The sequence below is a fragment of the Faecalicoccus acidiformans genome, from assembly GCF_014202635.1.
In the GTDB taxonomy this organism is placed as follows: Bacteria; Bacillota_I; Bacilli_A; order Erysipelotrichales; family Erysipelotrichaceae; genus Faecalicoccus; species Faecalicoccus acidiformans.
The window spans coordinates 25685-51192 of sequence record NZ_JACHHD010000014.1; the positions used below are offsets into that span (position 1 = coordinate 25685).

Annotated in this window: 27 protein-coding genes, 2 tRNA genes and 1 other annotated feature; of the genes, 24 read left to right on the forward strand and 5 right to left on the reverse strand. The window is 41.4% G+C overall.

What is annotated here, in order from left to right:
• Window positions 1-8 precede the first annotated feature (8 nt).
• Window positions 9-689, forward strand: a complete 681-nt coding sequence (locus HNQ43_RS07080) for an ABC transporter ATP-binding protein (protein WP_183376268.1) — start codon at window positions 9-11, stop codon at window positions 687-689.
• Window positions 676-3099, forward strand: a complete 2424-nt coding sequence (locus tag HNQ43_RS07085; RefSeq protein WP_183376269.1) for an ABC transporter permease family protein — start codon at window positions 676-678, stop codon at window positions 3097-3099. Before HNQ43_RS07080 ends, HNQ43_RS07085 begins: the two co-directional genes overlap by 14 nt.
• A 583-nt stretch (window positions 3100-3682) precedes the next feature.
• Here HNQ43_RS07085 and HNQ43_RS07090 read toward each other — a convergent pair.
• Window positions 3683-3766: transfer RNA gene (locus tag HNQ43_RS07090), tRNA-Leu, on the reverse strand.
• A gap of 39 nt (window positions 3767-3805) precedes the next feature.
• Window positions 3806-4051: a hypothetical protein gene (locus HNQ43_RS07095; RefSeq protein ID WP_183376271.1), complete on the reverse strand. Its 246-nt coding sequence runs from the start codon at window positions 4049-4051 to the stop codon at window positions 3806-3808.
• A 101-nt stretch (window positions 4052-4152) separates the two neighbouring features.
• On the opposite strand from HNQ43_RS07095, the gene HNQ43_RS07100 reads away from it, so the two are divergent.
• The 22 genes from HNQ43_RS07100 to hisE all read left to right on the forward strand — a co-directional run bounded on the left by HNQ43_RS07100 (window position 4153) and on the right by hisE (window position 22489).
• Complete coding sequence (locus HNQ43_RS07100; RefSeq protein ID WP_183376273.1) at window positions 4153-5445, forward strand: hypothetical protein; 1293 nt, start codon at window positions 4153-4155, stop codon at window positions 5443-5445.
• Between the two features lie 105 nt (window positions 5446-5550).
• A tRNA-Thr gene (locus HNQ43_RS07105) sits at window positions 5551-5626 on the forward strand.
• A 53-nt stretch (window positions 5627-5679) separates the two neighbouring features.
• Window positions 5680-6372 carry a GDSL-type esterase/lipase family protein gene (locus tag HNQ43_RS07110; RefSeq protein WP_183376275.1) on the forward strand — a complete coding sequence of 231 codons (693 nt, stop codon included), beginning with the start codon at window positions 5680-5682 and terminating at the stop codon, window positions 6370-6372.
• A 32-nt stretch (window positions 6373-6404) separates the two neighbouring features.
• Window positions 6405-7592: an O-antigen ligase family protein gene (locus tag HNQ43_RS07115; protein WP_183376277.1), complete on the forward strand. Its 1188-nt coding sequence runs from the start codon at window positions 6405-6407 to the stop codon at window positions 7590-7592.
• Window positions 7593-7625: 33 nt separating this feature from the next.
• The gene (locus HNQ43_RS07120) at window positions 7626-8822 is read left to right on the forward strand and encodes a peptidoglycan DD-metalloendopeptidase family protein (protein ID WP_183376279.1); all 1197 of its coding nucleotides are present in this window, start codon (window positions 7626-7628) and stop codon (window positions 8820-8822) included.
• A gap of 13 nt (window positions 8823-8835) precedes the next feature.
• Window positions 8836-10179, forward strand: a complete 1344-nt coding sequence (locus HNQ43_RS07125; RefSeq protein WP_183376281.1) for an RsmB/NOP family class I SAM-dependent RNA methyltransferase — start codon at window positions 8836-8838, stop codon at window positions 10177-10179.
• Window positions 10176-11033 carry a YitT family protein gene (locus tag HNQ43_RS07130; protein ID WP_183376283.1) on the forward strand — a complete coding sequence of 286 codons (858 nt, stop codon included), beginning with the start codon at window positions 10176-10178 and terminating at the stop codon, window positions 11031-11033. The genes HNQ43_RS07125 and HNQ43_RS07130 overlap by 4 nt, the downstream gene beginning before the upstream one ends.
• A gap of 10 nt (window positions 11034-11043) precedes the next feature.
• Window positions 11044-11760 (forward strand): hypothetical protein, encoded by a 717-nt coding sequence (locus tag HNQ43_RS07135; RefSeq protein WP_183376285.1) that lies wholly within the window; start codon window positions 11044-11046, stop codon window positions 11758-11760.
• A 54-nt stretch (window positions 11761-11814) separates the two neighbouring features.
• Window positions 11815-13017: a DUF2130 domain-containing protein gene (locus HNQ43_RS07140; RefSeq protein ID WP_183376287.1), complete on the forward strand. Its 1203-nt coding sequence runs from the start codon at window positions 11815-11817 to the stop codon at window positions 13015-13017.
• A gap of 38 nt (window positions 13018-13055) precedes the next feature.
• The gene (locus HNQ43_RS07145) at window positions 13056-13694 is read left to right on the forward strand and encodes a zinc-ribbon domain-containing protein (RefSeq protein ID WP_183376289.1); all 639 of its coding nucleotides are present in this window, start codon (window positions 13056-13058) and stop codon (window positions 13692-13694) included.
• A 2-nt stretch (window positions 13695-13696) separates the two neighbouring features.
• On the forward strand, window positions 13697-14554 hold the full coding sequence (locus tag HNQ43_RS07150) for a M15 family metallopeptidase (protein ID WP_183376291.1): 858 nt from the start codon (window positions 13697-13699) through the stop codon (window positions 14552-14554).
• 50 nt (window positions 14555-14604) lie between these two features.
• Window positions 14605-14829, forward strand: a complete 225-nt coding sequence (locus HNQ43_RS07155; protein WP_183376292.1) for a DUF3791 domain-containing protein — start codon at window positions 14605-14607, stop codon at window positions 14827-14829.
• A 51-nt stretch (window positions 14830-14880) separates the two neighbouring features.
• Window positions 14881-15112, forward strand: a binding site (T-box leader).
• Between the two features lie 33 nt (window positions 15113-15145).
• On the forward strand, window positions 15146-16258 hold the full coding sequence (gene hisZ / locus HNQ43_RS07160; RefSeq protein ID WP_183376294.1) for an ATP phosphoribosyltransferase regulatory subunit: 1113 nt from the start codon (window positions 15146-15148) through the stop codon (window positions 16256-16258).
• On the forward strand, window positions 16255-16911 hold the full coding sequence (gene hisG, locus HNQ43_RS07165; protein ID WP_183376296.1) for an ATP phosphoribosyltransferase: 657 nt from the start codon (window positions 16255-16257) through the stop codon (window positions 16909-16911). Before hisZ ends, hisG begins: the two co-directional genes overlap by 4 nt.
• A complete protein-coding gene (gene hisD / locus HNQ43_RS07170) occupies window positions 16883-18172 on the forward strand; it encodes a histidinol dehydrogenase (protein WP_183376298.1) in 1290 nt (429 codons plus the stop codon). Before hisG ends, hisD begins: the two co-directional genes overlap by 29 nt.
• The gene (gene hisC / locus HNQ43_RS07175) at window positions 18169-19185 is read left to right on the forward strand and encodes a histidinol-phosphate transaminase (protein ID WP_183376300.1); all 1017 of its coding nucleotides are present in this window, start codon (window positions 18169-18171) and stop codon (window positions 19183-19185) included. The genes hisD and hisC overlap by 4 nt, the downstream gene beginning before the upstream one ends.
• The gene (gene hisB / locus HNQ43_RS07180) at window positions 19182-19766 is read left to right on the forward strand and encodes an imidazoleglycerol-phosphate dehydratase HisB (protein WP_183376302.1); all 585 of its coding nucleotides are present in this window, start codon (window positions 19182-19184) and stop codon (window positions 19764-19766) included. The genes hisC and hisB overlap by 4 nt, the downstream gene beginning before the upstream one ends.
• Entirely contained in the window at window positions 19763-20362 is a 600-nt protein-coding gene (hisH, locus tag HNQ43_RS07185; protein ID WP_183376304.1) for an imidazole glycerol phosphate synthase subunit HisH, read from the forward strand. The genes hisB and hisH overlap by 4 nt, the downstream gene beginning before the upstream one ends.
• Window positions 20363-21088: a 1-(5-phosphoribosyl)-5-[(5-phosphoribosylamino)methylideneamino]imidazole-4-carboxamide isomerase gene (gene hisA / locus HNQ43_RS07190; RefSeq protein ID WP_183376306.1), complete on the forward strand. Its 726-nt coding sequence runs from the start codon at window positions 20363-20365 to the stop codon at window positions 21086-21088.
• A complete protein-coding gene (gene hisF / locus HNQ43_RS07195; RefSeq protein WP_183376308.1) occupies window positions 21082-21843 on the forward strand; it encodes an imidazole glycerol phosphate synthase subunit HisF in 762 nt (253 codons plus the stop codon). Before hisA ends, hisF begins: the two co-directional genes overlap by 7 nt.
• Window positions 21840-22169 (forward strand): phosphoribosyl-AMP cyclohydrolase, encoded by a 330-nt coding sequence (gene hisI, locus HNQ43_RS07200; protein ID WP_183376310.1) that lies wholly within the window; start codon window positions 21840-21842, stop codon window positions 22167-22169. The genes hisF and hisI overlap by 4 nt, the downstream gene beginning before the upstream one ends.
• Window positions 22166-22489, forward strand: a complete 324-nt coding sequence (gene hisE, locus HNQ43_RS07205) for a phosphoribosyl-ATP diphosphatase (RefSeq protein WP_183376312.1) — start codon at window positions 22166-22168, stop codon at window positions 22487-22489. Before hisI ends, hisE begins: the two co-directional genes overlap by 4 nt.
• Before the next feature lie 267 nt (window positions 22490-22756).
• Here hisE and HNQ43_RS07210 read toward each other — a convergent pair whose 3' ends face one another.
• The 3 genes from HNQ43_RS07210 to HNQ43_RS07220 form a co-directional block, all read right to left on the reverse strand.
• The gene (locus HNQ43_RS07210; protein ID WP_183376314.1) at window positions 22757-23302 is read right to left on the reverse strand and encodes an ECF transporter S component; all 546 of its coding nucleotides are present in this window, start codon (window positions 23300-23302) and stop codon (window positions 22757-22759) included.
• On the reverse strand, window positions 23295-24284 hold the full coding sequence (locus HNQ43_RS07215) for a nucleoside hydrolase (RefSeq protein WP_183376316.1): 990 nt from the start codon (window positions 24282-24284) through the stop codon (window positions 23295-23297). The genes HNQ43_RS07210 and HNQ43_RS07215 overlap by 8 nt, the downstream gene beginning before the upstream one ends.
• A gap of 444 nt (window positions 24285-24728) precedes the next feature.
• Window positions 24729-25508: a ZIP family metal transporter gene (locus tag HNQ43_RS07220; protein WP_183376318.1), complete on the reverse strand. Its 780-nt coding sequence runs from the start codon at window positions 25506-25508 to the stop codon at window positions 24729-24731.

The window sequence follows — 25508 nt, forward strand, 5'->3', positions numbered from 1 at the left end:
GACTACTTATGGATGCCATTGTCAAACTTCAAAATGTTAATAAAGTTTATAAAGGAGTTACAAAGGGGACAAAAGCTTTAAAAGATTGTTCCCTGGAAGTTAAACCCTCTTCTTTTACTTCGATCATTGGAAAAAGTGGATGTGGGAAATCAACATTATTAAATGCGATCGGAGGATTGATAGAGGTAGATTCTGGTTCAATCTGTGTAAAAGGTACGGAATTAACAACAATGACACGAGGAGAAAGAGCTGCCTTTCGACGAAATCATATAGGTTTTATTTTTCAGTTTTTTAACCTTCTCCAAGAATTGACCGTTATAGAAAATTTGATGATCCCATTTGATTTAAATCAACAAAGGGTAGATAAAGAGTTTATGGATGGTGTATTACAATATTTGGAATTACAGGATGTACTGAAAAAGTTTCCTTATGAACTTTCTGGAGGAGAGCAACAAAGAGTTTCTATTGCGCGGGCCATTATACGTAAGCCATCGATTATATTAGCCGATGAACCAACGGGGAATCTGGATAGAAAAAACGCAAAACAGGTTGTTTCCCTTTTGAGAGAATGTCAAAGACTCTATTCTCAAACTATTATCATGGTTACTCATGATATGGATCTGGCTAAAAAAGCAGATACGATGCAGTATATGGAGGATGGGCAGGTGATGTCTTATGAAACGACATAAATTCCATTATTATTCCCGTAATAAGAAGTTGATTCTTTATCTTACTGCCATTCTTGCGGTTTCAGTGCTCATTTTATTATTTACATTATATTCACAATACCATATTTATGAGATCACAAAAGATGAAAATGAGAAATGGTATGGCTCATGGCAGGGTGTAGTTGTGGATGTTTCATCTGAAAATGAGGATCTTCTACAGGAACATGAATTGATGGAAAAAACAGGGACTACAGGAATTTATGGAAATATATTGAGCGATGATCGATCGATAGGTTTAGTTGGGTACGGGGATACTCAATTCTTTGACATGGCGAATTTAGATTTGGTTAAAGGACATTGGCCTAAGAAAGAGGGTGAGATCGTTGTTGAATCTCAGATTTTGGATCAATTGCGAAAAAGCTATGATCTGCAACTAAAAATTTCAGCGACCGTACAAACTACAGAAGGACATGTTACAAAAGATTTTACTGTTTGTGGAATTATAGATAATTACTCTTCAACGTGGGCCATTCAAAGAGATTTTCCGAATGCCTTTATTGCCCAAAGTCCCGGTTTAATAGAACAATCAAAAAATATCTACTTGATTCCTCAAAAAGGGTATGAAAATATTTTAAATGAAATTCATTTAGAAAAGAATCAAGAGATTTTAGAAAATACGGCAATTGAGGTTAACTATAATCCATTCTCTACCAGTAACTTATCTTATACAGTTATTGGATTGTTTGCCATCGTCAGTTCTATTTTGTTGGTGTCTTATACATTCTTTCAATGGACCAGAAAGCATTATAAAGAGATTCAGATACTGAAGTCACTTGGAGCGGATCATAAGATTTTGATTAAAGATCTACTTCACCTTTACAGTAAGAGCATGATTTTGCCACTTTTTATTTTTCCTATCAGTTGTTTATGGATGAAACTGCCAGGGCAGATGTATTTATTTGCAGTCATATTGTTTTTGATTTCTTTAGTGCTGTCCATTTTATTATCAATGATTCAGGTTTTTAGAATTCCAGAAAATATCAATACGTATACGGAGGCTATTCTTATTCGCACAAGGAGATTGTCCGTTAAACAATATAAAAAAATGTCACCATTTAGAATGGCTATACGAAATATTCGCTGGAACTTAAAAAGAAAAATAGTTCAAATTCTTTTGACATCTTCTCTTTTAGTTAGCCTATTATTGACTCTAACTAGTTTTAACGAAAGTCGTTTTATGGAAAACTACTATAATGGATTTTCGGATTTTTTGATCCAGGCAGAATATGATTCTCAGGGAAATATTAAAACTATAGATCCTTCAATCGTCACAAAATTAAGTTCTATACAAGGAGTAAACTATTTTGAAAGTTTATATTTGAGCAGTGGTCAATTTTCAGTAGCCTGGAACGATCAAAGTCAGGCAGTGTTTAATAAAGATTTTATTGACTATCCAATTTTTCAAATAGGTGATAAAGGGATCAATCAAGTCTTTCCTAATGTTTTGTATGTTTCTTCTTCCAGATTTAAGGATAGAATATTTACTGATATTGATGAAGGAAGCTTCAATGAAGATACATTTAACAGCGGTGAAGAAGTGATCTTATATCTTCCTGCATTTTGTTATAGTGAAGCAAAAAATGAATTAGATGCGAGTCAAATATATCCTCTCGATAATAAGGAGGATTCAACAAATAATGTATGTACTGAAATATATGAAGAAAACTCTATTAAAGTTGGCGATGAAGTAACGATACAAAATAGAGACGGACAACAACATCAAGCTAAGGTACAGGGGATCATACGAAGGCCACTCAATGATTCTTCTAAATATGATTATACAGATTCACTACTTTTACAGGCATTTACCTTACCTTATACAGTCATTGCTTCTGATTCCTTTTTTGAATTAGAGGATCCGGTATCACATATTTCTATTTGGCTGGATTCCGATATGAATAAGGCACCGATAGAAGAAACGATTTCCACGATTTGTTCTAATGAGGGATTACAACTGATCAATAAAAGTACTGAAAAGAGAATCGAGGTAGAAAAATATGAAAGAAGGGTGTTGATCTATGCGATCATTACTGCATTATTAACGTTTGTGTCTGTGATGTTTTTATATTATTTCTTTAAGCAAGATGATTTAGTCAGGATGCAAAGAAATGAAATATTGAGTCAGTTAGGTATTCAGAGAAGGAAAATTCGTGCTATCGACAATTATGAACTCGGTATCCATCTTTTCTGTATATTATGCTTGTCGATATTATTATATGTCATCTTATTTTTTGGATCACATTATCAAATGAATTCTGTGGTACCTTGGATGGATTCTTCGTTTAATTCAATAAATATGATTTCATACCCATTGTTGATTCTGTTGTTTGTAGGTATTTATGTGTTGTTGGCTAAAATTGGTCGAAAATAGGTTCTGTAAGACTTTTGTCATGTTGTTAGTTATATACTTCTGAATAAATAAATATGAAATAGATTTAAACTGTTGATAGAAATTTTATTTTTAGGGGAGTAAAATTACCTCTGATGGTTTTAAAGAGTAAACTCACTAAAACTCATTTAATTTTGAACCGTCCATTTAGTTATGATTTTCAAATTTTTAAAAAATAGCCAGGTAATTCAGTGTGAAGTACCTGGCTTATTTGAAAGAATGCATAGATATCTCCTTTAATTATAGACAATATGGATATTGTATTACTTTATATGAGCGGTCATCAATATATTGTTTAGCTAAAAGTTTTATCAAAAAAAGACGTTAAAAATGTAAGAAAATGAACTTTTTAAATATTCAAGATACCTTAAAAATTATAAGTCAGAGGTATTTTAGAAACGTTTTTTTGAGAAAGTTGGAGGTATTTTCAAGATGAAAAACAACCGATAGTCCTAGTAGTGCAAAAGTAAAAAAATAAAAAGTCAAAAGTAGATATTATCAAAAAGCCTTTATATAAAGCATAAATAAAAAAAGAACAGAATATATCTGTCCATTTTTTCCTGATTGGTGCGGGCGAAGGGACTCGAACCCCCACGCCAAAGGCGCCAGATCCTAAGTCTGGTGCGTCTGCCAATTTCGCCACGCCCGCAAGACTGCCCTAATATAATAGCGTACCTTGCGAAAAAAATCAATGTAAAACTGTCGGTTTGTGTTTCATTTCGATCTGCTCTTGTAAATAGAGTTCTACTTCATGCAAGAGTTCGTCTGTCAGCTCGATGTCGCCTATCATTATGGGGCCATCATGATTGCGCTCCAGCACAAAGCGAATCTCAGGTAAAGCGCGGATCTTATCATTTCCGACAAGATTTTCATATTTTTCCAACTGTTCTAAAATGGGTTGGGCAATTTGTTTGATCAATTCATCATTTTTCATAATTTCATTATAAACATCCCTTTTTCCTTTGACAAGCCAGTGACTCTTTTCTTTATTTTGTGAAAGGGATTTGTTATGATATACACAAATGGAGGAATACCATGGACAAAAAAAACCAACAGCCAAAAAAAGGGGAAATCGATGATTTTGCCAAGGCTTTATTAAATAAAAAAACAGATATGGCAATTTATGCCGATGAACAAAAAAAGGAAGATGCGGATGAGGATCAAAGTGTAATTGATCGCAAAGAAGCTGAACAGACTCTTTCTTCGGCATTGGATCTTTTGCGTAAAGAAAGAGGACAGTCTACCATCGCGGAAGAAGAAAAAAGATTCTATTATTCACAGCTGGAAGAAAATGACGGTTGGGAAGAAGAGGATGACGATTTTACCACATCTTCTATTGAGGATCTTAAAACACAATCTTTTGATGTGGAAAGTGTGGCCAAAGCTCTAAGCGATTACGACCAAAACCAGGAAGTAAAAGCTAAACTCAAAGTCGATTTGAATAAATCCAATGCGAAGGGAATTGCGCATAAAGAGGAAGAGAAGCCAAAAAAGAAATCACGCTCAAAAAAGAAATCTCGAAAGCTATTACCCTGGATCATTTTAGTGATTGTGTTAGGACTGGGATGTTTAGGCGGCTATGCCTATAAAGTCTATGTATGGAATCCTGCTCATATTGTAACGGAAGACATGGAAAAGGCATATGATCGATTAGTTGCCTATGCGGATGAATACGGCAGTGATCTCGATAGCTCGGCTACTCTGATGTCTGATTCTGAGCGCTTGGAACTCTTGAATATGAAAGAGGATTACGAGATGCTCAACGAGACGCAAAAATCTGCAATCAATGAGTATTTCCAGGAACAAACAAAGATGACCTATCTAGAGTTAGTAGATGAGTTAGAAACATTCCAGGAACAAGTGTCGGATCCTGAAAACGAAAGTTATAAAACGATTTCTGATCTTTTAAGCAAGTGGAGTTCGTTGACAGCCAGTCAACAGTATCAGATCATCGACTTGGAAGCAGGATATCAGGATCTTCCGAAAGTTTTACAAGATCGGATTGATGAACTGGCTTCATCCAATGCAAATACGAAATTTGAAAAGTTAGTGTCTCAGCTGCGTGAATCCAGAGATGCTTCTGCTCAGCAACAGCAGCAGCAACTTTCTAGTTTACAGTCTCAGCTTTCCAGTCTGCAAAGTCAGTTGGCTACCAACCAACAATATGCGAGCACATTAGAAACAGAACTGCAGACGGCACAAGCGTCCGGAGACAGCGAGACGATTGCGGATTTGAATACGGCCATTGCATCAAACAACGATACGATTTCCAATTTAGAAAAACAAATCGAAACAATTCAGGCCCAGATCAATCAACTCAATCAATAACAAGAGCGTTTTGACGCTCTTTTTTTATAATGAATGATTCAAACTCTCATTTTTTTAATTTTATGTGTACATTTTAAAAAAGTATGATATTATATTTGAGCAGTTGCCGACATAGCACAGTTGGTAGTGCAACGCACTCGTAACGCGTAGGTCGCAAGTTCGAGTCTTGCTGTCGGCACCAGTTGAATCAAGAATGTCTGAGCAATCAGGCATTTTTTTATAGGAGAATTTTTTGTGAAACGGAAAAGAATGGTGAAGATACGTCTTTCTTTGGCACTTTTACTTTGTGCGGGAACATTTTTGAGCTTTGTTTTAGGGATAGGGCTGGCTTCCGGCGCCTTTGTAAAAGAGAGAGTTGTCACAAAGACAAAAGAAATCAAACAAATCGATGCAAATAATGTTTTTTTAGGAGACTCTTTGACAGACTATTTTGATTTGGATGCAGCCTTTCCAGATTATTCAGTAGTCAACAGCGGTGTGGCGGGCAACACCACAGATAATGTCCTGGCAGATTTAAACAATCGAGTCACGATCTACAATCCCTCTCAAGTCTTTGTTTGGTTAGGGACCAACGATTTAATAGACGGAAAAACACCGCAGCAAACAATAGAATCTCTTCAAGAAATCATTGGTCAAATACAGACGGAACGCTCGTTGGCAAAAATCACTTTGATCTCTTTGATCCCGGTCAATGCGCAAGTAAATCCAGCTACAGTCGGATTGTGCTCCAATGACCATATCCAGGAAGTGAATCAAGGTTTGCAGGAAATAGCCAAAGAACAAGAATTAGATTATATTGATTTGTTTTCAGAATTAAAAGATGAGCAAGGAAATCTCAAGTCAGAATATACAGTCGATGGACTGCATTTGAGCGATGCGGGATATCAAGTGGTTCTGGGCATCATCGAACCCTACTTGGATGCTTGAAGTCAGAGATAAGATTGGATAGAATGAAAACAATGAAAGAATGGATATTGAATATAAAATCTTTGAGAGGCTATGATGCTCTTTTTATAGGATTGATCGTTTCCTTGTTTTGTACCCAAGCAATCACCGCAGTTTATCTGATGATCGTTTTAGGAATCTCACTTTATAAGAAAGAATTGATCCCAGCTCTTCGCAAACAACCCGGAGCCCTTTGGATCTACGGCTTTATTGGGCTGCAGATCGTTGTTTCGGCCTGGGCTTCGAACATGGTTGGTCTCGTCAATGCCTTGGGGATGGGGCTGGTCATGGTGTGGCTGGCTCTTTATCGGGATAAGATCCATCCCAAGACGTTGATTCTGGGAATCGATTTGATGCTCGTGCTTTCTATTTTGACAGGTATTTATGCCCTCTTTCAATTTCAGGCATTTTCGCAAGCCGAAGGCTATTCTTTTTGGGAATTTCATATTCAGAATTCTCCCAAACGAAGAATCATGGCGACTTTTGGAAATGCCAATCTTTATGCCACGATGTTGGAAATGTGGATTTTTTTAGCGGTCTATCGATTTACGCAAAATAAGAGGATTTCTTATCGGATTTTTGTCGTACTTGTTTCTTTGTTTAATTTTGGACTGCTGCTTTTGACAGGATGTCGGACAGCTATCTTGCCATTTGTGATCGTCATTCCTTTGTTCTTATGGCTGGCTAAAGAAAAAGGCTGGTTTTGGGTTTCGATGATTGTGATCGGGATAGGTATCCTATTTGTATGTCTGGATCCGACCAAGATTCCGCGGATTACCGACATGAGCACTTTAGAATCACGTTTTAAGATCTGGCGGTGCGCCTGGATCGGCTTTTGTGCCTTCCCTTTGTTTGGCTTAGGGCCACAATCGTACGGCCTGTATTATCGGATATTTGACGGACATAAAGCCCCTCATTGCCATAATATCTATATCGATGCCTTTGCTTCTTATGGAATCGTGGGAGTCGTGCTACTTGTGGTTTATGCTTTCCGATTCTTATTGCCAGAAATTTTTTCGATGCGAAAAAAAGATTCGGCTGTCTTTGGCTTGATGGTCGGGATGATCGGCATCTTTTTGATTCATGGGCTTTTGGATGTGACGATGAATGTGCTTGCGACATCGCTTGTCTTCTTGATGATTTTAAATGCGGCCCCTCTCTATAAAAAGATTGAAAATCCATCAGAATCTATGATAAGCTAAGGGCGAAGAAAACAGACAGTAGAAGGAGATTTTATGCGAATTTCTCAATTCTTGGTCTGCTTTTTTTTGCCTTTTTCTTTTGGAAGCGCACCCGTACAAACGGATTGGTGGGCACGACTTCATACCCTTGAAACGCAAGCAGAAACTTGTGATATACACCATGCATCTTCGGTTTCCAAAGATCTTTCCAAGTTATATCAAGAGATTCTATCTCAAAAAGAAACGATCCAGATTCAAAAAGATCAAATCGAAGATCAGCTTCAAGAACAAAAGAATGATTTGCTTCAACAAAAGAAAAAAATACAACGTCAAAAAGATCAGATTGCGATCGAGCTGTTAAAGAATCAAAGGACATACCCTGTTTTTTCAAATGATCTGCAAAACCCGCTGCAAAGTCTGGTGACACAATGCGGTCAATATCAATCGCTTCAAGAACAGGTTCAGAAGCTGGAAAAACAATGGGAATCATTTCAAACGACTAGCCAAGATATGGACAAGATCCAAAAGCGAGTCGAATCAGCTCAAAAGGATTTGTGGCTTCGTTTTGGAAAAGGCCAAACACCAGAGTTTAAAACCGGACAGACATTTGATTCTTTTCAGATCATTCAAGGCACGCAAGATCTTCCGGTATTTGGCGGAGTCCATGCCAACGACTGGCAAGTTCCGTATACTTGTTTGAGTCCGCAAGCTTCAATTGCACAGACAAGTCCATTTTTTCAAAACATGATCTCAGTCAGTACGATATCCGCTGGTACTTGGCAGTATCCGCAAGGAGGACTGCATCTGGGGATGGACCTGGCATCGAATCTGTATTCTGAAGTTTCAGCACCGGCTAACGGAATCATCCTGTATGCGGATACTCCTTGTGATTCTGTTGGCGGCTATTTAGGCAACTGGGAAGGGTGGCCATATGGAGGCGGCAACACGATCTGTATGATAGTCTCTGTCCAAGAGCAGCTTTATGCGATCTCTTTGGCACATCTTTCCAATGAATTCTATGTACAAGCCGGCCAGCAAGTGCATCAGGGGGATGTATTGGCACTATCGGGAAACAGTGGAAACAGTTCAGGGCCGCATACCCATGTTGAAGTTTTTGAAATACATGTTTCTTTAGAAGAGGCGGTAACCTATTTTATGAATCAGGCTGATTTTGCTTTTGGCTGCGGATGGGATGCGCCGGCGACTTCCAGTGCAATTGCGACACGCCTTCGCCCAGAAACTGTACTATAATAAGAGAGAGAATATGGAAACACTTTTTTTAGAACGGATGAAAAATGAATTGAAAGAAGACTATGAAGCCTTTGTGGACAGTTTGTCTTCTCCTTTGCTTCGAGGACTGCGGTATGATCCTCGCAAGCTCTCAAGGGAAAAGCTGGAAGCCAACGTGCCTTTAGGAAAACCGAGTCCTTTTTGTTCGCAAAGCTTTTATGTAGATCGCCCGCTGGGCAATCATCCGTATCATTTGGCAGGAGCCTTTTATTTACAAGAACCCAGTGCATCCAGTGCCGTACAGATCTTGGATGTTCAACCGGAAGATATCGTATTGGATCTTTGTGCGGCCCCTGGCGGCAAGAGCACCCAGATTGCTTCACACCTTGATGACGGCATTCTGGTCTGCAATGAATATGATTCGAAACGAGCGATGGTCCTATTGTCAAATCTGGAACGGATGGGGGTCCAGAATTTTGTCTTGACCCAAGGCGAAGTTGGTCCTTTATGCGAAGAACTTCACGATTGCTTTGATAAAGTTTTGGTGGATGCGCCTTGTTCTGGTGAAGGGATGATGAAAAAACACGATGCGGCCATGCAGTCATGGTCTTTAGAACATGTTCAAGCTTGTGCTCGCCGGCAAAAAGAGATCCTGTCTTGTGCTTATCGGGCTCTTAAAAAAGATGGAATCCTGGTCTATTCCACCTGTACCTATTCTAAAGAAGAAAATGAAGAAGTGATCGCAGCCTTTTTAAAAGAGCATCCGGATATGATCCAGATCGATCCTGATTGTTCGTTTGGACGAAGAGGAATTCCCACTTTAGGAATGGATGCGCAAAAGGTTGTCCGAATTTATCCGATGGATGGAGGCGAAGGCCATTTTGTCTGCAAGATGCAGAAGACGGCAGGGACAAAAAGAGCGCTGCCTATTCAAAAACTTAAAAAGAGAGATAGGAAGACAGAAGAAGCCTTAGGCCAATGGATCCGTTCGATTCCAAAACAGATCCTCGTTCAAAAAGATCATGTGTATGTCATGGATCATCCGTTCTTGAAATTATCTCAAGTTCGTGTTTTGCGTCAGGGCGTCTTGGCAGGGACTTGGATCAAAAACCGTTTAGAACCGGCGCATGCCTTGTTTCAGGCATTTTCTAAAGAGAATTATGTTCTCACCCAGGAATTAAGCCTGGAGCAAATGGATGAAGTGATGCACGGAGCCCCGATCGTATCGCAAGTTTCAAAAGGGTATGTGGCTTATTGTATTGACGGATTGCCTTTTGGCTTTGGGAAAAGCGATGGACACCGCATCAATAATAAGATTCCCAAAGGATTGCGCCTTTTGCCAGGCAGTCATGTAAAAAAGGAGATCGAAAAAACATGAAAGATGAAGTCATGAAGTATATCAAAGTAATCGCTGGAAGTTTCTTGTTTTCTCTGGGAATCTATTTGTTCATCACACCCAGCGGTCTGAACTCGGGAGGCGTTGTAGGGGTGGCACAGATCTTGAACCTTGTCTTGCGCCCGTTAAATCCGAATCCTGAGAATTTAGATTTGACCGGATTTATGAACTTATTGTTGAATGTACCTCTCTATATTTTGGCCCTGCGTTCCATCTCGAAATCTTTTTGTATCCGAACCTTGATCAGCATTTTGATCCAGATGGTCACGTTGTCTTTGTTGCCGCCGATTCACGAAGCTGTGATGCCCGATATGCTCAGCAATTGCGCTTTCGGGGCATTGATGAGCGGTGTTGGAGTAGGCCTTTGTCTTCAGAGCAGTTCATGTGCCGGAGGAATCGATATTTTGGGGGTCTATTTTTCTAAGACCAAGCCGGATTTTTCAGTCGGGAAGCTTTCGATTCTCTTGAATATCTTTGTTTTTGTGATTTTCGCCTATATCGTCGATGTTCAAAGCGCTCTTTACTCCATCATCTTTGTTGCCCTGATGTATACGGTAGCGGATCGTGTTCACTATCAAAATATCAATATTTCGGCTATGATATTTACAAAGAACCCGGATTTAAAAATGGAGATCTTGCAGCGCCTCCATCGTGGTGTGACACGCTGGGATGGAACTGGAGTTTATACCGGAGAGCACGAAGATATCTTAGTGGTTGCTTTGAATAAATATGAGATTCGCCGTTTAGAGAAAATCATACATGAAATAGATCCAAAGGCTTTTGTGATTTTGAACGAAGGACAAAAGATTCATGGAGGATTTGAAAAGCGGTTATAAGGAGGATAATATGAAAAAAATCGCAAGCTTATTTATGGTTCTTGCCTTATGCGGCTGTGGTTCGCAAGAAATCGAATCAATCCGCCTGTCTTGTGATCAAAAAGAGGTGGAACCTGATGAAACGATTCAGATCGAAGTCCAAGTGGAACCAGATTCCATCGAACTTTCCGAAGATGCTTTCCATGCGACAAAGGATCCTGATTTGAAATGGGACGGAGAAATTCTTCGCTTCACAGCCGACGAGGCAGGAGATTATCAGATTACGGCCAGCCAGGATGGCATTTCCAGCAATACTTTGATCTTAAGTGTGAAAGAAGATACAGAATCTTCCAAAGAGCCGGAAGAAACAGAAGAAACAGCCAATCAGGAAGCATCAGAAGACCAAGAAGAATCAAACCCTGCAGCCCAACCTTCTACGCCAGAAGAGAGTGATGATGAATATTTAGTTTCCTGGTCACAAAATGACCCGCTTCGTGTGGATGAAGTTTGGCAATATGGAGATGTGCTGGTGAATACGGATCAAGATGTCTGGGTGCGTGGCCAGCTTCCGCAAACGATCCGTGATGAAAAAGAAGGCATGATCTTGTGGAATGAGGATCAGTCCGTCATGATCCAGATTGAAGACCCGGATCATCAGATCCAACAAGGAAATCAAGCCATCACTCTTGTCGGTCCGATTTCGAAAACAGATTCTGGTTATAAGATTACAGTAAAACGCGTATTTTGATCAGAGTGTTTCTCTGATCTTTTTTTCAAGATAATAAGATGAGGAGGAATGAGCATGAAAGAAATCCGTTGTCCCAACTGCCAGACGATCATACCGATCGATGACTCGTTATATATTGAAATCTTGAAACAAGTTCGGGACGAACAATTCGAACTGGAAAAAGAGAAGTTAGAAAAGTTGGATCAAGAAAAACGAAAAGCCCAGCTTTCATTGATGGAGAAAGAATATCAGACCAAACTGGAGAAATTGAGTTCACAGGCGGAGTTTGAAAAGTTGACGCTTGTCCAAAAACAACAGTCACTTCTTCAAAAGAAAGAGCAGGAAATTGAACAATTAAAAAGTCAACGAGCGATCGATCTTGCCAAAGCAGAACTGGCATTTAAAGAAAAAATCCAAGATTTGGAAAACCAAAAAAATCAAATCGAGACGCAGAAACAAGAACTGCTTTTGAATATGAACCAAAAGCTCAAGGATAAAGATGAGATGATCGAATATTATAAGGATCTGAAACTTCGATTATCCACTAAAATGTTAGGAGAGACTTTGGAGAAACACTGCGAAAATCAATTTAATCAGTTGCGGGCGACCGGTTTTAAAAACTCTTATTTTGAAAAAGATAACGATGCCTCTTCCGGCAGCAAGGGCGATTATATCTTTCGTGAGCTGGATGAAGAGGGCAATGAACTGGTCTCCATTATGTTCGAGATGAAAAATGAAGCCGATCAGACGACTACGAAAAAAACAAATGAATCTTTCTTTAAGGAATTGGATAAGGATCGACGAGAAAAGAAATGCGAATATGCGATCCTGGTCTCTTTGTTGGAGCCAGAGAGTGAACTCTATAACGGAGGGATCGTAGATGTCTCTTACCGTTATGAGAAAATGTATGTGATTCGTCCGCAATTCTTTATTCCGATGATCACCATTCTTCGCAATGCGGCTTTAAAAAATGCACAGCTCAAGAAGGAACTGATAGAAATTCGTCAGCAGAATATTGACGTGACTCACTTTGAAGAAAAAATGATGGATTTCAAGGATGGTTTTACCAAAAATGTCGAACTGGCAAGTCGCAAATTCCAAGGGGCGATCGATGAGATCGATAAGACGATCAGCCATCTTCAAAAAGTTCGTGAAAATCTGGTAGCCAGTGATAGACAGCTGCATCTGGCAAATAAGAAGGTCGATAATCTCAGTATTCGCTCATTGACATATAGAAATGAAACAATGACGAAATTGTTTAAGAAAAATAAAAAATAGAATGCTATACTAAAAATAAAGAAAGCGTAGGTTTGATTATGTTGTGTCAAAATTGTCAAAAAGAAAATCCTGAGAGTGCCAAGGTTTGTGTACATTGCGGAAAACCGCTCCATGATACACCGCCGGCTTTTCATCCGCCAAAGGAAGAGGAAGATGTTGTTTTAAAAATGGAGAAACAGCCATCGGATGCTCCACGGCCCAATCACTCTAAAACACCAATGATCGTTGCGATCGTTCTGGGTGGACTGATCGTTTTAGGGATCGGGTTTGCCGTGCTCTTTGGTCTGCAATATTCGCAGCAGATGGATCAGAAAGACGATCAGATCCAAGACTTGATGGAAGAAAATGATCAAGCTTGGGAAAGCCTTCAGGAAGAGCGGGAAGCCCGACAGGATGCCGAAGAAAAAGCGCAAGAAGACGATTTATGGGATCAGGAAGACCCATGGGAAGATTCCGTTCCTTTTGATCCGGGAACATATGTGGCCAATTATAATATGGTTTTGCGAAAAGGGCCAGACTATGATGCAGATCGGGTCGGGTCTTTAAAGAAAGATGAATCAGTAGTGATCCAGAGTGTGCAAGAAGGGGCTTCGCAGAGCTATTGGGGAAAGACAAGCTCGGGAAGTTTTGTCTGCATCCAGGATCCGGATTATACATATTTAAGAAAGAGTGACTAACGATGGCAAAATCCAAAAGAAAGCTGACCGTTTTTGGAAAAGTGCTCATCACAATGATCGGGATTCTCTTTTTGGTCTTGTGTGTTCTGCTCAGCCAGCTGGTCATCCAGCTCACAAAACCAGAAGAGAAGGCGCCGTCTGAACAAGAAAAAGTTGCTCAAGAAGAAACAAAAAAGATTGAATTCAGCGACAGAGAAAAAGCCTATGCCGATGCGCACCCGGAATTATCCGAAGAGGAAGTCATCAAACGAGTAGCGATGAACTTAGATCAAGAACCATATTCAAATCTTCAAGAGGTTCAGGATCTGGATTCGGATCTTCAGCTGGTCAATAAATATTATTCTTTGCCATCGGATTATGAGCCTGCGGATTTGGTTCCCGTTTCCAGCAGCGGCGAAAACGGGACGGTTATGATGCGCCAGAAGGCAGCGGCCGCATTTGAAGAACTTGTCCAAGCCAGCGCCCAACAAGGTTTTATCTTGAATGCTTGTTCTGCCTATCGCAGTTATTCTTATCAGGAAGGACTCTATAACAACGGGGTAGTCAATTATGGACAAGACTATGCCGATGCCTATTGGACAAGACCAGGAAGCAGTGAGCATCAGACCGGACTGAGCGTTGATATTCGTATGGATAATGATCTCAGTGATTTGGATGCGGTCCGCAGCCATCCTCAGTATGATTGGCTTTTAGAACATTTGGCAGATTATGGTTTTATTTTACGATATCCCGATGATAAACAAGATTATACTTTGATTGCTCCAGAAAGTTGGCATCTTCGCTATGTAGGCAAGGAAGCTGCTCAAGAGATGGCGGATCAGAACTGGTGTTTGGAAGAATACATCTTTTATAAAAAATGACATAAATAATGGCAAAATGAGGTCTATCCTACCATTAGGAGGTGGACCTCATGAAACCTATGGATGAAATTCGCTTTATTCTTCTCTGTCTTGGATGGATTGCTCAAATCCAACATTTGTCGATCGATCAGACATTAGATCTTTTCAACTCTCATCATCTGATTGAAAACTATATCTTGCCGTGTTTCTCAATATTGAAAAATCAAAGCCCGATCACGATTCAAAATGAATTGTTGGCGACCTTAAATCAAAATGAAAATAATTTACATTTATGAAATTAATTTACATTTATGTTGACATTTAGCCACACATTGCTTATGCTTAAGACAGATGCAACGATGGGAAAGAGTAAGATAAGTTCCCGTTTCAAAGAGACTTTCTGTTTGGTGAAAAGAAAGAGCGGTCTTATTTGAACACATCCCGGAGCACTCGGACGAAATCGCAGTAGTCTGGATCGGGTACACCCGTTATCGTGTTAGAGTATGTCAGTACTTGAAGAGGTCTTGATCGCGAGATCAGGATGAAGTAAGGTGGAACCACGTTGAATACGTCCTTATCAGGACGTTTTTTTTGTATAGGAGGGATGGCAAGATGCAGATCCATACACCCTTGGGCATGCGAGATCTGATCAAGGATGAAGTCCAGAAAAAAGAAGCGCTCAAAGAGCGCGTTGAAAATGTTTTTTGTGCTTACGGCTATCAAGAAGTGATCGCTCCTACGATCGAATTCCTGGATACTTATCAGAAGGCATTTTCAAACCTGCAAGTGGAACAGATGTATAAGTTTTTTGATGCACAAAGCCAGATTCTGGCATTGCGAATGGATATGACCGTTCCCATTGCCCGAATTTGTGCTTCCAAGTATAAAGACGCATTGCCGCCTTATCGTTTCCGCTATTGTTCCAACGTCTTTAAAGTTCGCGAAAGCTTTGCCGGCCGGCGCAGTGAAGTGACCGATTGCGGTGTGGAATTGATTGGCTTGGATGAGCAAAGCGATCTGGAAGTCATCGCATGTGCTCTGGATACTATGGCAGCTTTTGAGATGGATCACTATACACTGGAAATTGGAAACAGCTCCTTTTTCAAGGTCGCTTGTCAATGTGCCAAGATCCCGGAAGACAAACGAGAAGAACTGGCTCAGAAAATCGATCAAAAAAGTCTGGTGGATTTAAAAGCGTTATTAGATTCAATGGATTTGGATCCGGAAATCTGTTTGTTTTTTGAAAAGCTTCCTTTGTTGAATGGGGAAGCAGAAGTCTTTGAAGAAGCCTGGCGCATCAGTTTTGATCCCAAGCTTCAAAAAATCGTGCGTGAGTTACAGAAACTCTACGATAATCTTCAAACATTAGGTTATATGGATCATATCAGCTTTGATTTTGGGAAGGTTCCGCATCTAGACTACTATACGGGAATCTTGTTTGAAGGATTTGTTCAAGGTGTCGGAGTCAGTGTGTTAAGCGGCGGGCGTTATGATTCTTTGTTGAAAAAATTTGGAAGAGATCTTCCTGCCTGCGGGTTTAGTGTAAAGCTGGATTATCTTCTTGAATCTTTGAAGGCTCCTTCAAAAAAAGTCTTGCGGTTATATTATCCGCCAAACAAACAACTGGAAGCGTACCAAAAAGCACAGATCTTGCGACAAGATCATGAAGTATCATTGATTCCTTCTGAATCCAAAGAGATTCGAATCGAGGAGGTCTCGCTATGAGTTTGAGTATTGCCTTGACCAAAGGTCGTTTAGAGAAGAAGACCGTGGCCATGCTGGAAAGAATGGGCTACGGAACAGAAAATCTGAAAGATAAAGGTAGAGCGCTGGTGTTTGAAGATACCAAGAAGGATATCCGTTATTTTTTAGTCAAATCCAACGATGTGATCACTTATGTCAATCATGGGGTAGCAGATATTGGTGTTGTGGGGAAAGATACACTGATGGAAAGAGGAAATCAAAATTATGAATTGCTCGATCTGGAATTCGGAAAGTGTAAATTCTGTGTTGCTTCATTACCCGATCAAGATGTGTTTCAAAAAGTCGGACATGTCAAGATCGGCACCAAATATCCCCAAGTCGCTCGCGAATATTTTTTGAGCCGCGGGATCGATGTAGAAGTGATCAAGATCGATGGGTCTGTGGAATTGGCTCCCATCCTCGGTTTGGCAGACGGCATCGTTGATATCGTGGAAACAGGGACAACGCTCAAAGAAAATGGTTTGGTCATTTTAGAAGAAGTGTGCGAAATCAGCGCCCGTGTCATCGTCAATAAAGCAAGTTTTAAGTTAAAAAGAAATGAAATCATGGCAGTGGTCCGTGATCTGGAAAGTGTGGTGAAGGAAGATGCTCACAAGAATGGATTCGAAGGATAAAGAGCAGCTGGCAAATTTTGTCGCCAGCCGGCATCAGGAGATTTCGTCCGATGTTTTATTCAAGGTTTCAAAGATCTTAGAAGATGTTCGCAAGCAGAAAGACCAGGCGTGCAAAGCCTATACAAAACAATTCGATGGAATCGAGATGGATACTTTTAAGGTCAGTGCAGAAGAAGTCAAAGAGGCTATACAGTCTTGCGATCCTGAATTTATCCAAGCATTGAAAAAAGCCAAAGAGAATATTGAATTCTTTCATCGGGCACAGCTTCAACAAGGGTATTGTCTTCAAAAAGAAGATGGAGTCTATTTGGGACAGCGCGTTCTTCCTTTACAGAGCATAGGGATCTATGTGCCAGGCGGAAGAGCACAATACCCAAGTTCTGTTTTGATGAATACGATTCCTGCCAAGATTGCCGGCGTACGCAAGATCGTGATGGTCACACCGCCGAATCCGCAAGGCAAGATCCATCCCAATATTGCGGCAGCAGCCCAGATTGCCGGCGTGGATGAGATCTATAAAATTGGAGGGGCGCAAGCGATCGCAGCATTGGCTTATGGGACCCGGCAGATCCCCAGGGTGGATAAGATTGTGGGACCCGGCAACATCTTTGTGGCAGCGGCCAAAAAGTTGGTATTCGGTACGGTCGATATCGATATGATTGCAGGCCCCAGTGAGATTCTGGTGATTGCCGATGAAGAAGCAAATCCATCTTTTGTGGCGGCCGATCTTTTAAGCCAGGCTGAACATGACCCGATGGCCAGTGCCATCTTGGTTACGACCAGCGAAAGCATGTTAGAGTCTGTCAATGAAGAGCTGGCCATACAAAGTGTCCGCTTGCCTAAACAGGAAATCGTCAAGGCATCCTTGCGTGATTACGGAAAAAGCGTGCTTTGCGACTCACTGGAAGAATGTGTAGAGCTGTCTAATGCGATTGCACCGGAACACTTGGAATTGATGGTCAAAGATCCAGAAAAACTCTTAGAGAAAGTAACCAATGCCGGTTCTGTCTTTATGGGGTATTACACTTGTGAGTCGATTGGCGACTACTTTGGCGGAACCAATCATGTTTTACCCACTTCCGGTACAGCGCGTTTTTCCAGTGCCTTAGGCGTAGATGCTTTTATTAAAAAGAGCAGCTTTTTGCACTATTCCAAAGAAGCCTTATGCCACTTTGCGGATCAGATTGAAGTCATGGCTCGCCAGGAAGATCTCGAAGCGCATGCCCGTGCGGTATCGGTTCGCAAGGAGGAATGCCGATGAGTCAATTTGTATATGAAACCCATTCACAAAGCGGGATCTTGTTGAATGCCAATGAGAATCCATGGAATCTTCCTGATTCGATTCGTCAAGAGATCAAAGATGCTTTGGATACGATTGCGTTCAATCGCTATCCAGAAGATAGTTATCAGGAACTTTGTGAAGCCTACAGTCAAATCGTTCATATTCCGGCCAGTCAAATCCTGGCAGGAAATGGTTCCGATCAGCACTTGGGATTTTTGATTGGAACATTCTTAGGCAAAGGCAAGAATCTGCTGACGCTTTCTTTGGACTTTGGCATGTATGATTATTACGCCTCCAGCTATGATGCCGGTATTATAAAATATCCCGTGGATCCTTTTTCAAAAATGGATGTCGATGATTTTATTCATTTTATGCAAGATCAAGATCCGGACATGGTCTTGTTCAGCAATCCGAATAATCCAACCGGTAATTTTTTGGACCTGGCAGAGATCCAAAGAATCTGTGATGCGGCTTCTTGTCCAGTTGTGGTCGATGAGGCTTATATTGAGTTTGCTCAAGGGTCGGCCCTGTCATTGTTAGATCGCTGTGATCATCTCTATGTGACAAGAACACTCTCGAAGGCTTATGGATTGGCTGGTGTTCGAATCGGTTTTTTACTGTCGAGCCAAGCCAATATGGATGCCTTGCGGCCGCTGCATGTCCCTTATGCAGTCAATTCGATTTCCGCCAAGATCGGCGCTATTGTATTGAAGCATGCGGATTTATTCGATGAACAGATCGAAAATATAAAAAAGGAAAGAGATCGGTTTGCCATGTTATCGCTGCAACGCTGCCGGATCAAGCCTTCCCAGGCTAACTTTATATTGATTCAGACACCGGCGATCCAGGCACTGACCCAAGCTTTTAAAGAGAATGGATTAACGATTCGTGAATACAAAGGGAAAGATTATTGCCGGGTAACAATAGGGACCCCAGAAGAAAATCAGATCGTCAAAGATGTTTTAATATCTTTTGATAAGGAGGAACAATGAGAACAGGAATTTGTGACAGAACGACAAAGGAAACCAAGATCTCGTGCTCGATCGATCTGGATGGAAAAGGAAGAGCCGAAATTGAGACAGGTATCGGATTTTTTGATCATATGTTAGATCTTTTGGCGTTTCATTCCCAGATGGATATTCGCTTGCGTGCTGCAGGAGATCTGGAAGTTTGTGATCACCACACGATTGAAGACTGCGGCATCGCTTTAGGAGCTGCATTCAAGGAAGCTTTAGGCGATAAAAAAGGAATTGAACGGTACGGCTCTTTTCGCCTTGTCATGGATGAAGCGCTGGCCGATGTGATCTTGGATATCAGCGGGCGTCCGTATCTAGTCTTTGATGCGACATTCAAGCGGGAGACCATTGGCAACTACAGTGTAGAGATGACCAAAGAATTCTTTTATGCTTTTGCGGTGGCCAGCGGTTTGAGTTTGCATATCCATGTTCCTTATGGCGAAAATGATCATCACAAGATCGAAGCGATCTTTAAAGCGTTTGCACGCGCCTTGAAACAAGCCTTCGCCATCACATCGGATATCTTGCCTTCCAGTAAAGGAAGGATCGAAGGATGATCGGGATCATCGACTATGGCATGGGCAATCTGTACAGTGTCCAGAATGCCGTCAAAAAATTAGGTTTTGAAACGATCACGAGTTCGGATCCTAACGCTTTGGCAGTCTGTGATAAATTGATCTTGCCCGGGGTTGGAGCTTTTGGCGATATGATGGAAAATATCCAGGCATCTGGACTTCATAATTTTATCAAAACATGGAAAAAACCTTTATTGGGCATTTGTTTAGGGATGCAGTCGTTTTATGAAACGAGTGAAGAAAAAGGGATCCATCAGGGATTCGGGTTCTTGAAAGGTCATATTCGATTTATCGAAGATCCAAATGTGCGGATCCCGCATATTGGCTGGAATGCCTTGGAGAAAAATCAGGATCATCCGATTTGGAACCATTGTTCTTCGCAAGTCTATGTCTATTATGTGCATTCTTACTATGCCAAAGACATGGATCCCCAGGATCTTGTCGGAGTTTCTGAGTATGGAAGGATGAAAATTCCAGGCCTCGTGATCAAAGATAATTGGATGGGATGTCAATTTCATCCGGAAAAGAGCGGCAAAGACGGACTGGAGATCTTACGTTACTTTTTGGAGGAATTTTAAATGTTGATACTACCTGCCATTGATATCATTGACGGAAAACCCGTACGCCTTTACCAGGGAGACTATGGGCAAAAAGAAGTGGTTGGCCAAAGTGTGCTCGAGATCGCCAAGACTTTTGTACAAGAAGGGGCCCAGTTTCTTCATATGGTCGATCTGGATGGGGCAAAATCGGGCAATAAAGAAAATGCCAAACTGATCTGTCAGGTGGCCCAAGAGATCCCGATTCCTGTCGAAGTCGGGGGCGGCATACGCACTTTGAAAGATATTCAAATGTATCTGGAAGCCGGAATAGCACGCGTGATCTTAGGAACGGTGGCCTTATCGGATCCGGATCTGTTAAAAGAGGCCGTTCAGCAGTATTCCAATCAAATTGCGGTTGGGATCGATTGTAAAGAAGGAAAGGTCTGCGGATCCGGCTGGCTTTCTACGAGTACGATCGATTATTTGGATTTTGCGAAAGAAATGGAAGAAATCGGCGTACAGACGATCATCTTTACGGACATCTCCAAAGACGGCACGTTAGAAGGCCCCAACTTAGAAATGTTGAAAAAGCTCAAAGAAACCGTATCGATCCAGATCATTGCCTCCGGAGGCATCAAAGATCTAAGTCATATCAAAGCTTTAAGAGAATTGGGTGTGTATGGTGCTATTACCGGCAAGGCCATGTATGCACATACACTGGATCTCAAAGAGGCAATACAAGAAGGGAAGCGAGCTTCATGTTGACCAAACGAATCATTCCTTGTTTAGATGTCAAAGATGGCAAGGTTGTCAAAGGAATCAATTTTGTCGGACTCAAAGAAGTGGGCGATCCAGTCACATTAGCCAAAGAGTATTATGAACAAGGAGCCGATGAACTTGTCTTTTTGGATATCACGGCAACGCATGAACAAAGAGATACGATGGTCCAGGTTGTCCAGGAGGTGGCCTCTGAGATCTATATGCCTTTTACGGTCGGCGGCGGACTTCGCTCCATTGAAGATATCAAACGGATGCTTCGGGCGGGAGCCGATAAAGTCAGTTTAAATTCGGCGGCCGTCAAAGATCCCGATCTGATTGCCCAGGGAGCCCAGATCTTTGGAAATCAATGTATTGTTTTAGCGGTTGATGCCAAAAAACGCGACGATGGCTCCGGCTGGAATGTCGTGATCCACGGTGGCCGTATCGATACCGGAATGGATCTGTTAGAATGGGTCCAAAAAGGAGTAGAACTGGGAGCTGGCGAAATCCTGTTGACATCGATGGATACCGATGGGGTGAAACAAGGCTATGATCTGGAGATGTTGGAGGCGGTCCGCCAGGTGGTCAATGTGCCTATCATCGCTTCGGGCGGTTGCGGCTCCTTAGACCATTTTGCCCAAGTCTTTGAAAAAGATTGTGCGGATGCAGCCCTTGCCGCCAGCCTTTTCCATTATGGAGAATTGCGCGTACAAGATGTGAAGATGTATTTAAAACAGAAAGGGATCCCGGTGCGTTTATGATCAAACTTGATTTTTTAAAACAAGGAGGCTTAATTCCTTGTATCGTTCAAGAAGAAAAGACCAATGAGGTCTTAATGTTGGCGTATATGAATGAAGAAAGCCTGGAAAAAACAATCGAGACCGGGTTGGCGACATATTGGTCTCGTTCCCGAAATGAACTCTGGGTCAAAGGAGAAACCAGCGGACACGTCCAGCACGTAAGTCAGATCTTGGTGGATTGTGATCAGGATACGCTTTTGATCAAGGTCCGACAAGAAGGGGCCGCCTGCCATACGGGAAAACATTCTTGTTTTTATCGCACGATCCAGGGAAAGGAGATCCTATGAATGAATTTGAACAGCTCTACCAGACAGTACTAGAGCGTAAAGAACATCCGGAAGAAGGAAGCTATACCAGCTATCTTTATGAAAAAGGGCTGGAGAAGATCTTGAAAAAGGTCGGGGAAGAAAACACAGAAGTTATCATCGCGGCCTTATCCCAAAAGAATGAAGATCTCATCAATGAACTGGGCGATCTTTTTTATCATCTCTTTGTCTTGATGGTGGAAAAAGGGGTCACACTTTCCGAAGTGCAGGAAGAATTGGCGCGTCGTTCGCAGAAAAAACATAATTTAAAGGCAGAAAGAAAGCCAATCACAAACTATTAAAACCAAAAAAGCCAGTATCATGACCGAACAATCCAGATGGCTTGTATAAGTGAGATCTTGTGTTATGATACAAGTGAACAAAGGGTTGATAACTTAGAGATGGTCTAAGTTTGATAGAAAATCCATGGTGATCTGAAAAAAAAGGAAAATAAAAGAAGAAAAAAAGCAGATCGAAAAAGCTATGGTAAAAAGGAATCCAAAGATGAACCTTGGAAAAAACAATAATGAAAAAGCGAAAGGTTCGGAGATTGGATTCTTTTTTTGTGCTTAAAGCAGACGGTTTTTGAAAGAGGATGGCAAACGTTCTGTCACGCGTTGAGTGATCCATAGCCCCAGCAAGCGGTCGGCATAATCGGTGATCCCCTGTACAATAAAACAACTCAGCATCAGTCCTAAAGGTGTCTTGGCGAGGATCTGTACGAAAATCGTCATTCCTGAAGAAGTCAATCCTCCAAAAAGAAAAGCCGTGATGCAGGCGCTGACAAGCGAGGTCGGCAAAGAAACAAGAAGAGCAAATAAGAATAAGTTCATGCGCGGCTTTTTTTCAAAGATCAGACCAGTGATCAGACCCAATAAAATACCAACAGGAGCATAGTACAAAGCATAGATGTCGCTTGTCATTCCAAGGATCAATCCGCTGAGAAGATTGGGCAACATTCCGTAGACCGGGCCGCATAAACTGGCAGTTAAGAAAGTGCCGATGCTGTCGAAATAGAGGGGAAGATGTAGCCATAAGGCAATATTGGCTCCTACGATATTGATCACGATCGCCAGTGCAACCATGCAGATAGAAAAAGGGCGAAATTTAGTCATGGGAATCCTCCTTGAGAAGTGCCGGTAAACGCAGTAGTTCTTCCGTTTTTTTGTTTAGGATCGTCGAAAGAAAGAGTTCAAAGAATCCTAAAACATTCACTTTTGTTAAGATATAGGCATTGGGTTTGTGGCGATAAAAATCATAGGCATCGACCACACTTTGACCGCGACACAGCCCATCTGTCTCTATTTGGACATACGATAAAAATCCTTCACAGAGATCGGGTTTCAATAAATAAGCAATCGCCAAAGGATCGTTGATGACGCATCCGATCAGATTTTCTTGTTTGAGATGGAACTCAAAATAAAACTTTGTGATCTTTTCGATGAAATCTCCTTCTTTTGGATCTAATTCTGTGATGTAGGCTAGTATTTCAGGAGTCAGAACGATTTTGCGGGTGACATCCAAGCCGACCATATGAAGAATTCGATTGGTTTGATCACAAGTCTCAAAGACAAGCCTGGCGGCTTCGGGATCTTCCCAGTAATTGTATTCGGCAACCGGTGAACAGTTGCCTTGGGCTTTGTAGCTGCCGCCCATGGAAATGAGCTGATCAATGGATCGAAAGGCCTCCAAATCTTGTTGGATCAGCTGGGCAAGATTTGTTAAAGGGCCAATCGCAATCACCGAGCATTTTTCTTTTTTGAGGGTTCGTGATAGAAAAGAAAGAGCACTTTCTTCTTGAAAGTAGTCGGGGATCGGCTCTAAAAAACTTTCTCCTAAACCGTCGCTTCCATGGGTATCGAGGGCATTGACAAATTCTTTTTTTAGCGGTTGAGAAGCTCCGCAATAGACAGGGATATCTAGACGATGAATATGAGCTAATATCTTTTTTGCGTTTTCAAAACCCATCTCTACGGGTGAATTGCCGGCCACAATTGTGATGCCTAAAACTTCGATCTTGGAAGATAATAGAGAAAAGAGGATGGCCAGACTATCGTCAATCCCCGGATCACAATCGATGATGATTTTTTGAGACATAACTTTCTTTTCCTTTCTATAAAAAAAGTGCCTTGCCCGATCATAGACAAAGCACGATAAAAGAAAAAAGTTATCCATTGCCTATTATTATACTGGGAGAGCAAGAAACCAGTTGTTCATGTTATAACATAGAAAGAAGATCTTGACAATAGACGATTTTTTCCAAATATCTTTCCGCTTTTTCCACAGAAGCCAACCTTTGAAAAATATTATGATATACTGTAAACGAACAAAGGGATGATAACTTAGAGAAGATCTAAGTTAGATAGAAAGCCATAAGACCAAAGAAGGCAAATCAAAAAAACAAAGAAGACATCCTAGAGGAAAGGGTGAAGAAAAAAGGTCTTATGGAACAGAAAAAGAAAAGAGTTCATCAAGACCCGCTAAGCAAACAATAAAGAAGGTTAGAAAGGGATCGATTAAGATGAGCTCTTTTCTTTTGGCTTATCCTAAGGCAACATCCAAGATCATCATCAACACAAAGCCAATTCCGACCCCGATTGTGGAAATGTTCGAATGTTGACCGCTTTGGGCCTCCGGGATCAGTTCTTCGACAACGACATAGATCATGGCTCCGGCCGCAAAGGATAAAAGATAGGGAAGAATCGGCGTCAGGACCGCTGTCAGCCGCATCGTCAACAAGGCCCCTAAAGGTTCCACGATGCCCGAAAGTGTTCCATACGCAAAAGCGCGCAGGCGGGAACATCCTTGGGTTTTTAATGGTAAAGAGACAATCGCTCCTTCCGGGAAGTTTTGAATCATGATCCCAATAGACAACGCAAATGCTCCGGCCAGCGTGACGATGCCTTCTTGCGAAAGCATGCCCGCAAAGACCACCCCGACTGCCATCCCTTCGGGGATGTTGTGCAAGGTGATGGCCAAGACCATCTTGGTGGAGTTTTTGAGAGAAGAGGGCAAACCTTCGGGCTGATCGGTGTTCAAATGCAGGTGAGGGATCAGGGTATCTAAAAGCAATAAAAAGAAGATTCCGCCTAAAAAGCCGACGGCTGCCGGAATCCAGGCGATGACCGATTGGGTCTTTGCCATTTCTAAGGAAGGAACGATCAAAGACCAGATCGATGCCGCTATCATGACACCGGAGGCAAACCCTAATAATAATTTTTCAAGCCGTTTATGCATCTGGTGTTTAAAGAAAAAGACCATGGCTGAACCTAGCAGAGTTCCTAAAAACGGCAATAAGAGTCCTATCGCAATTGTTTCCAT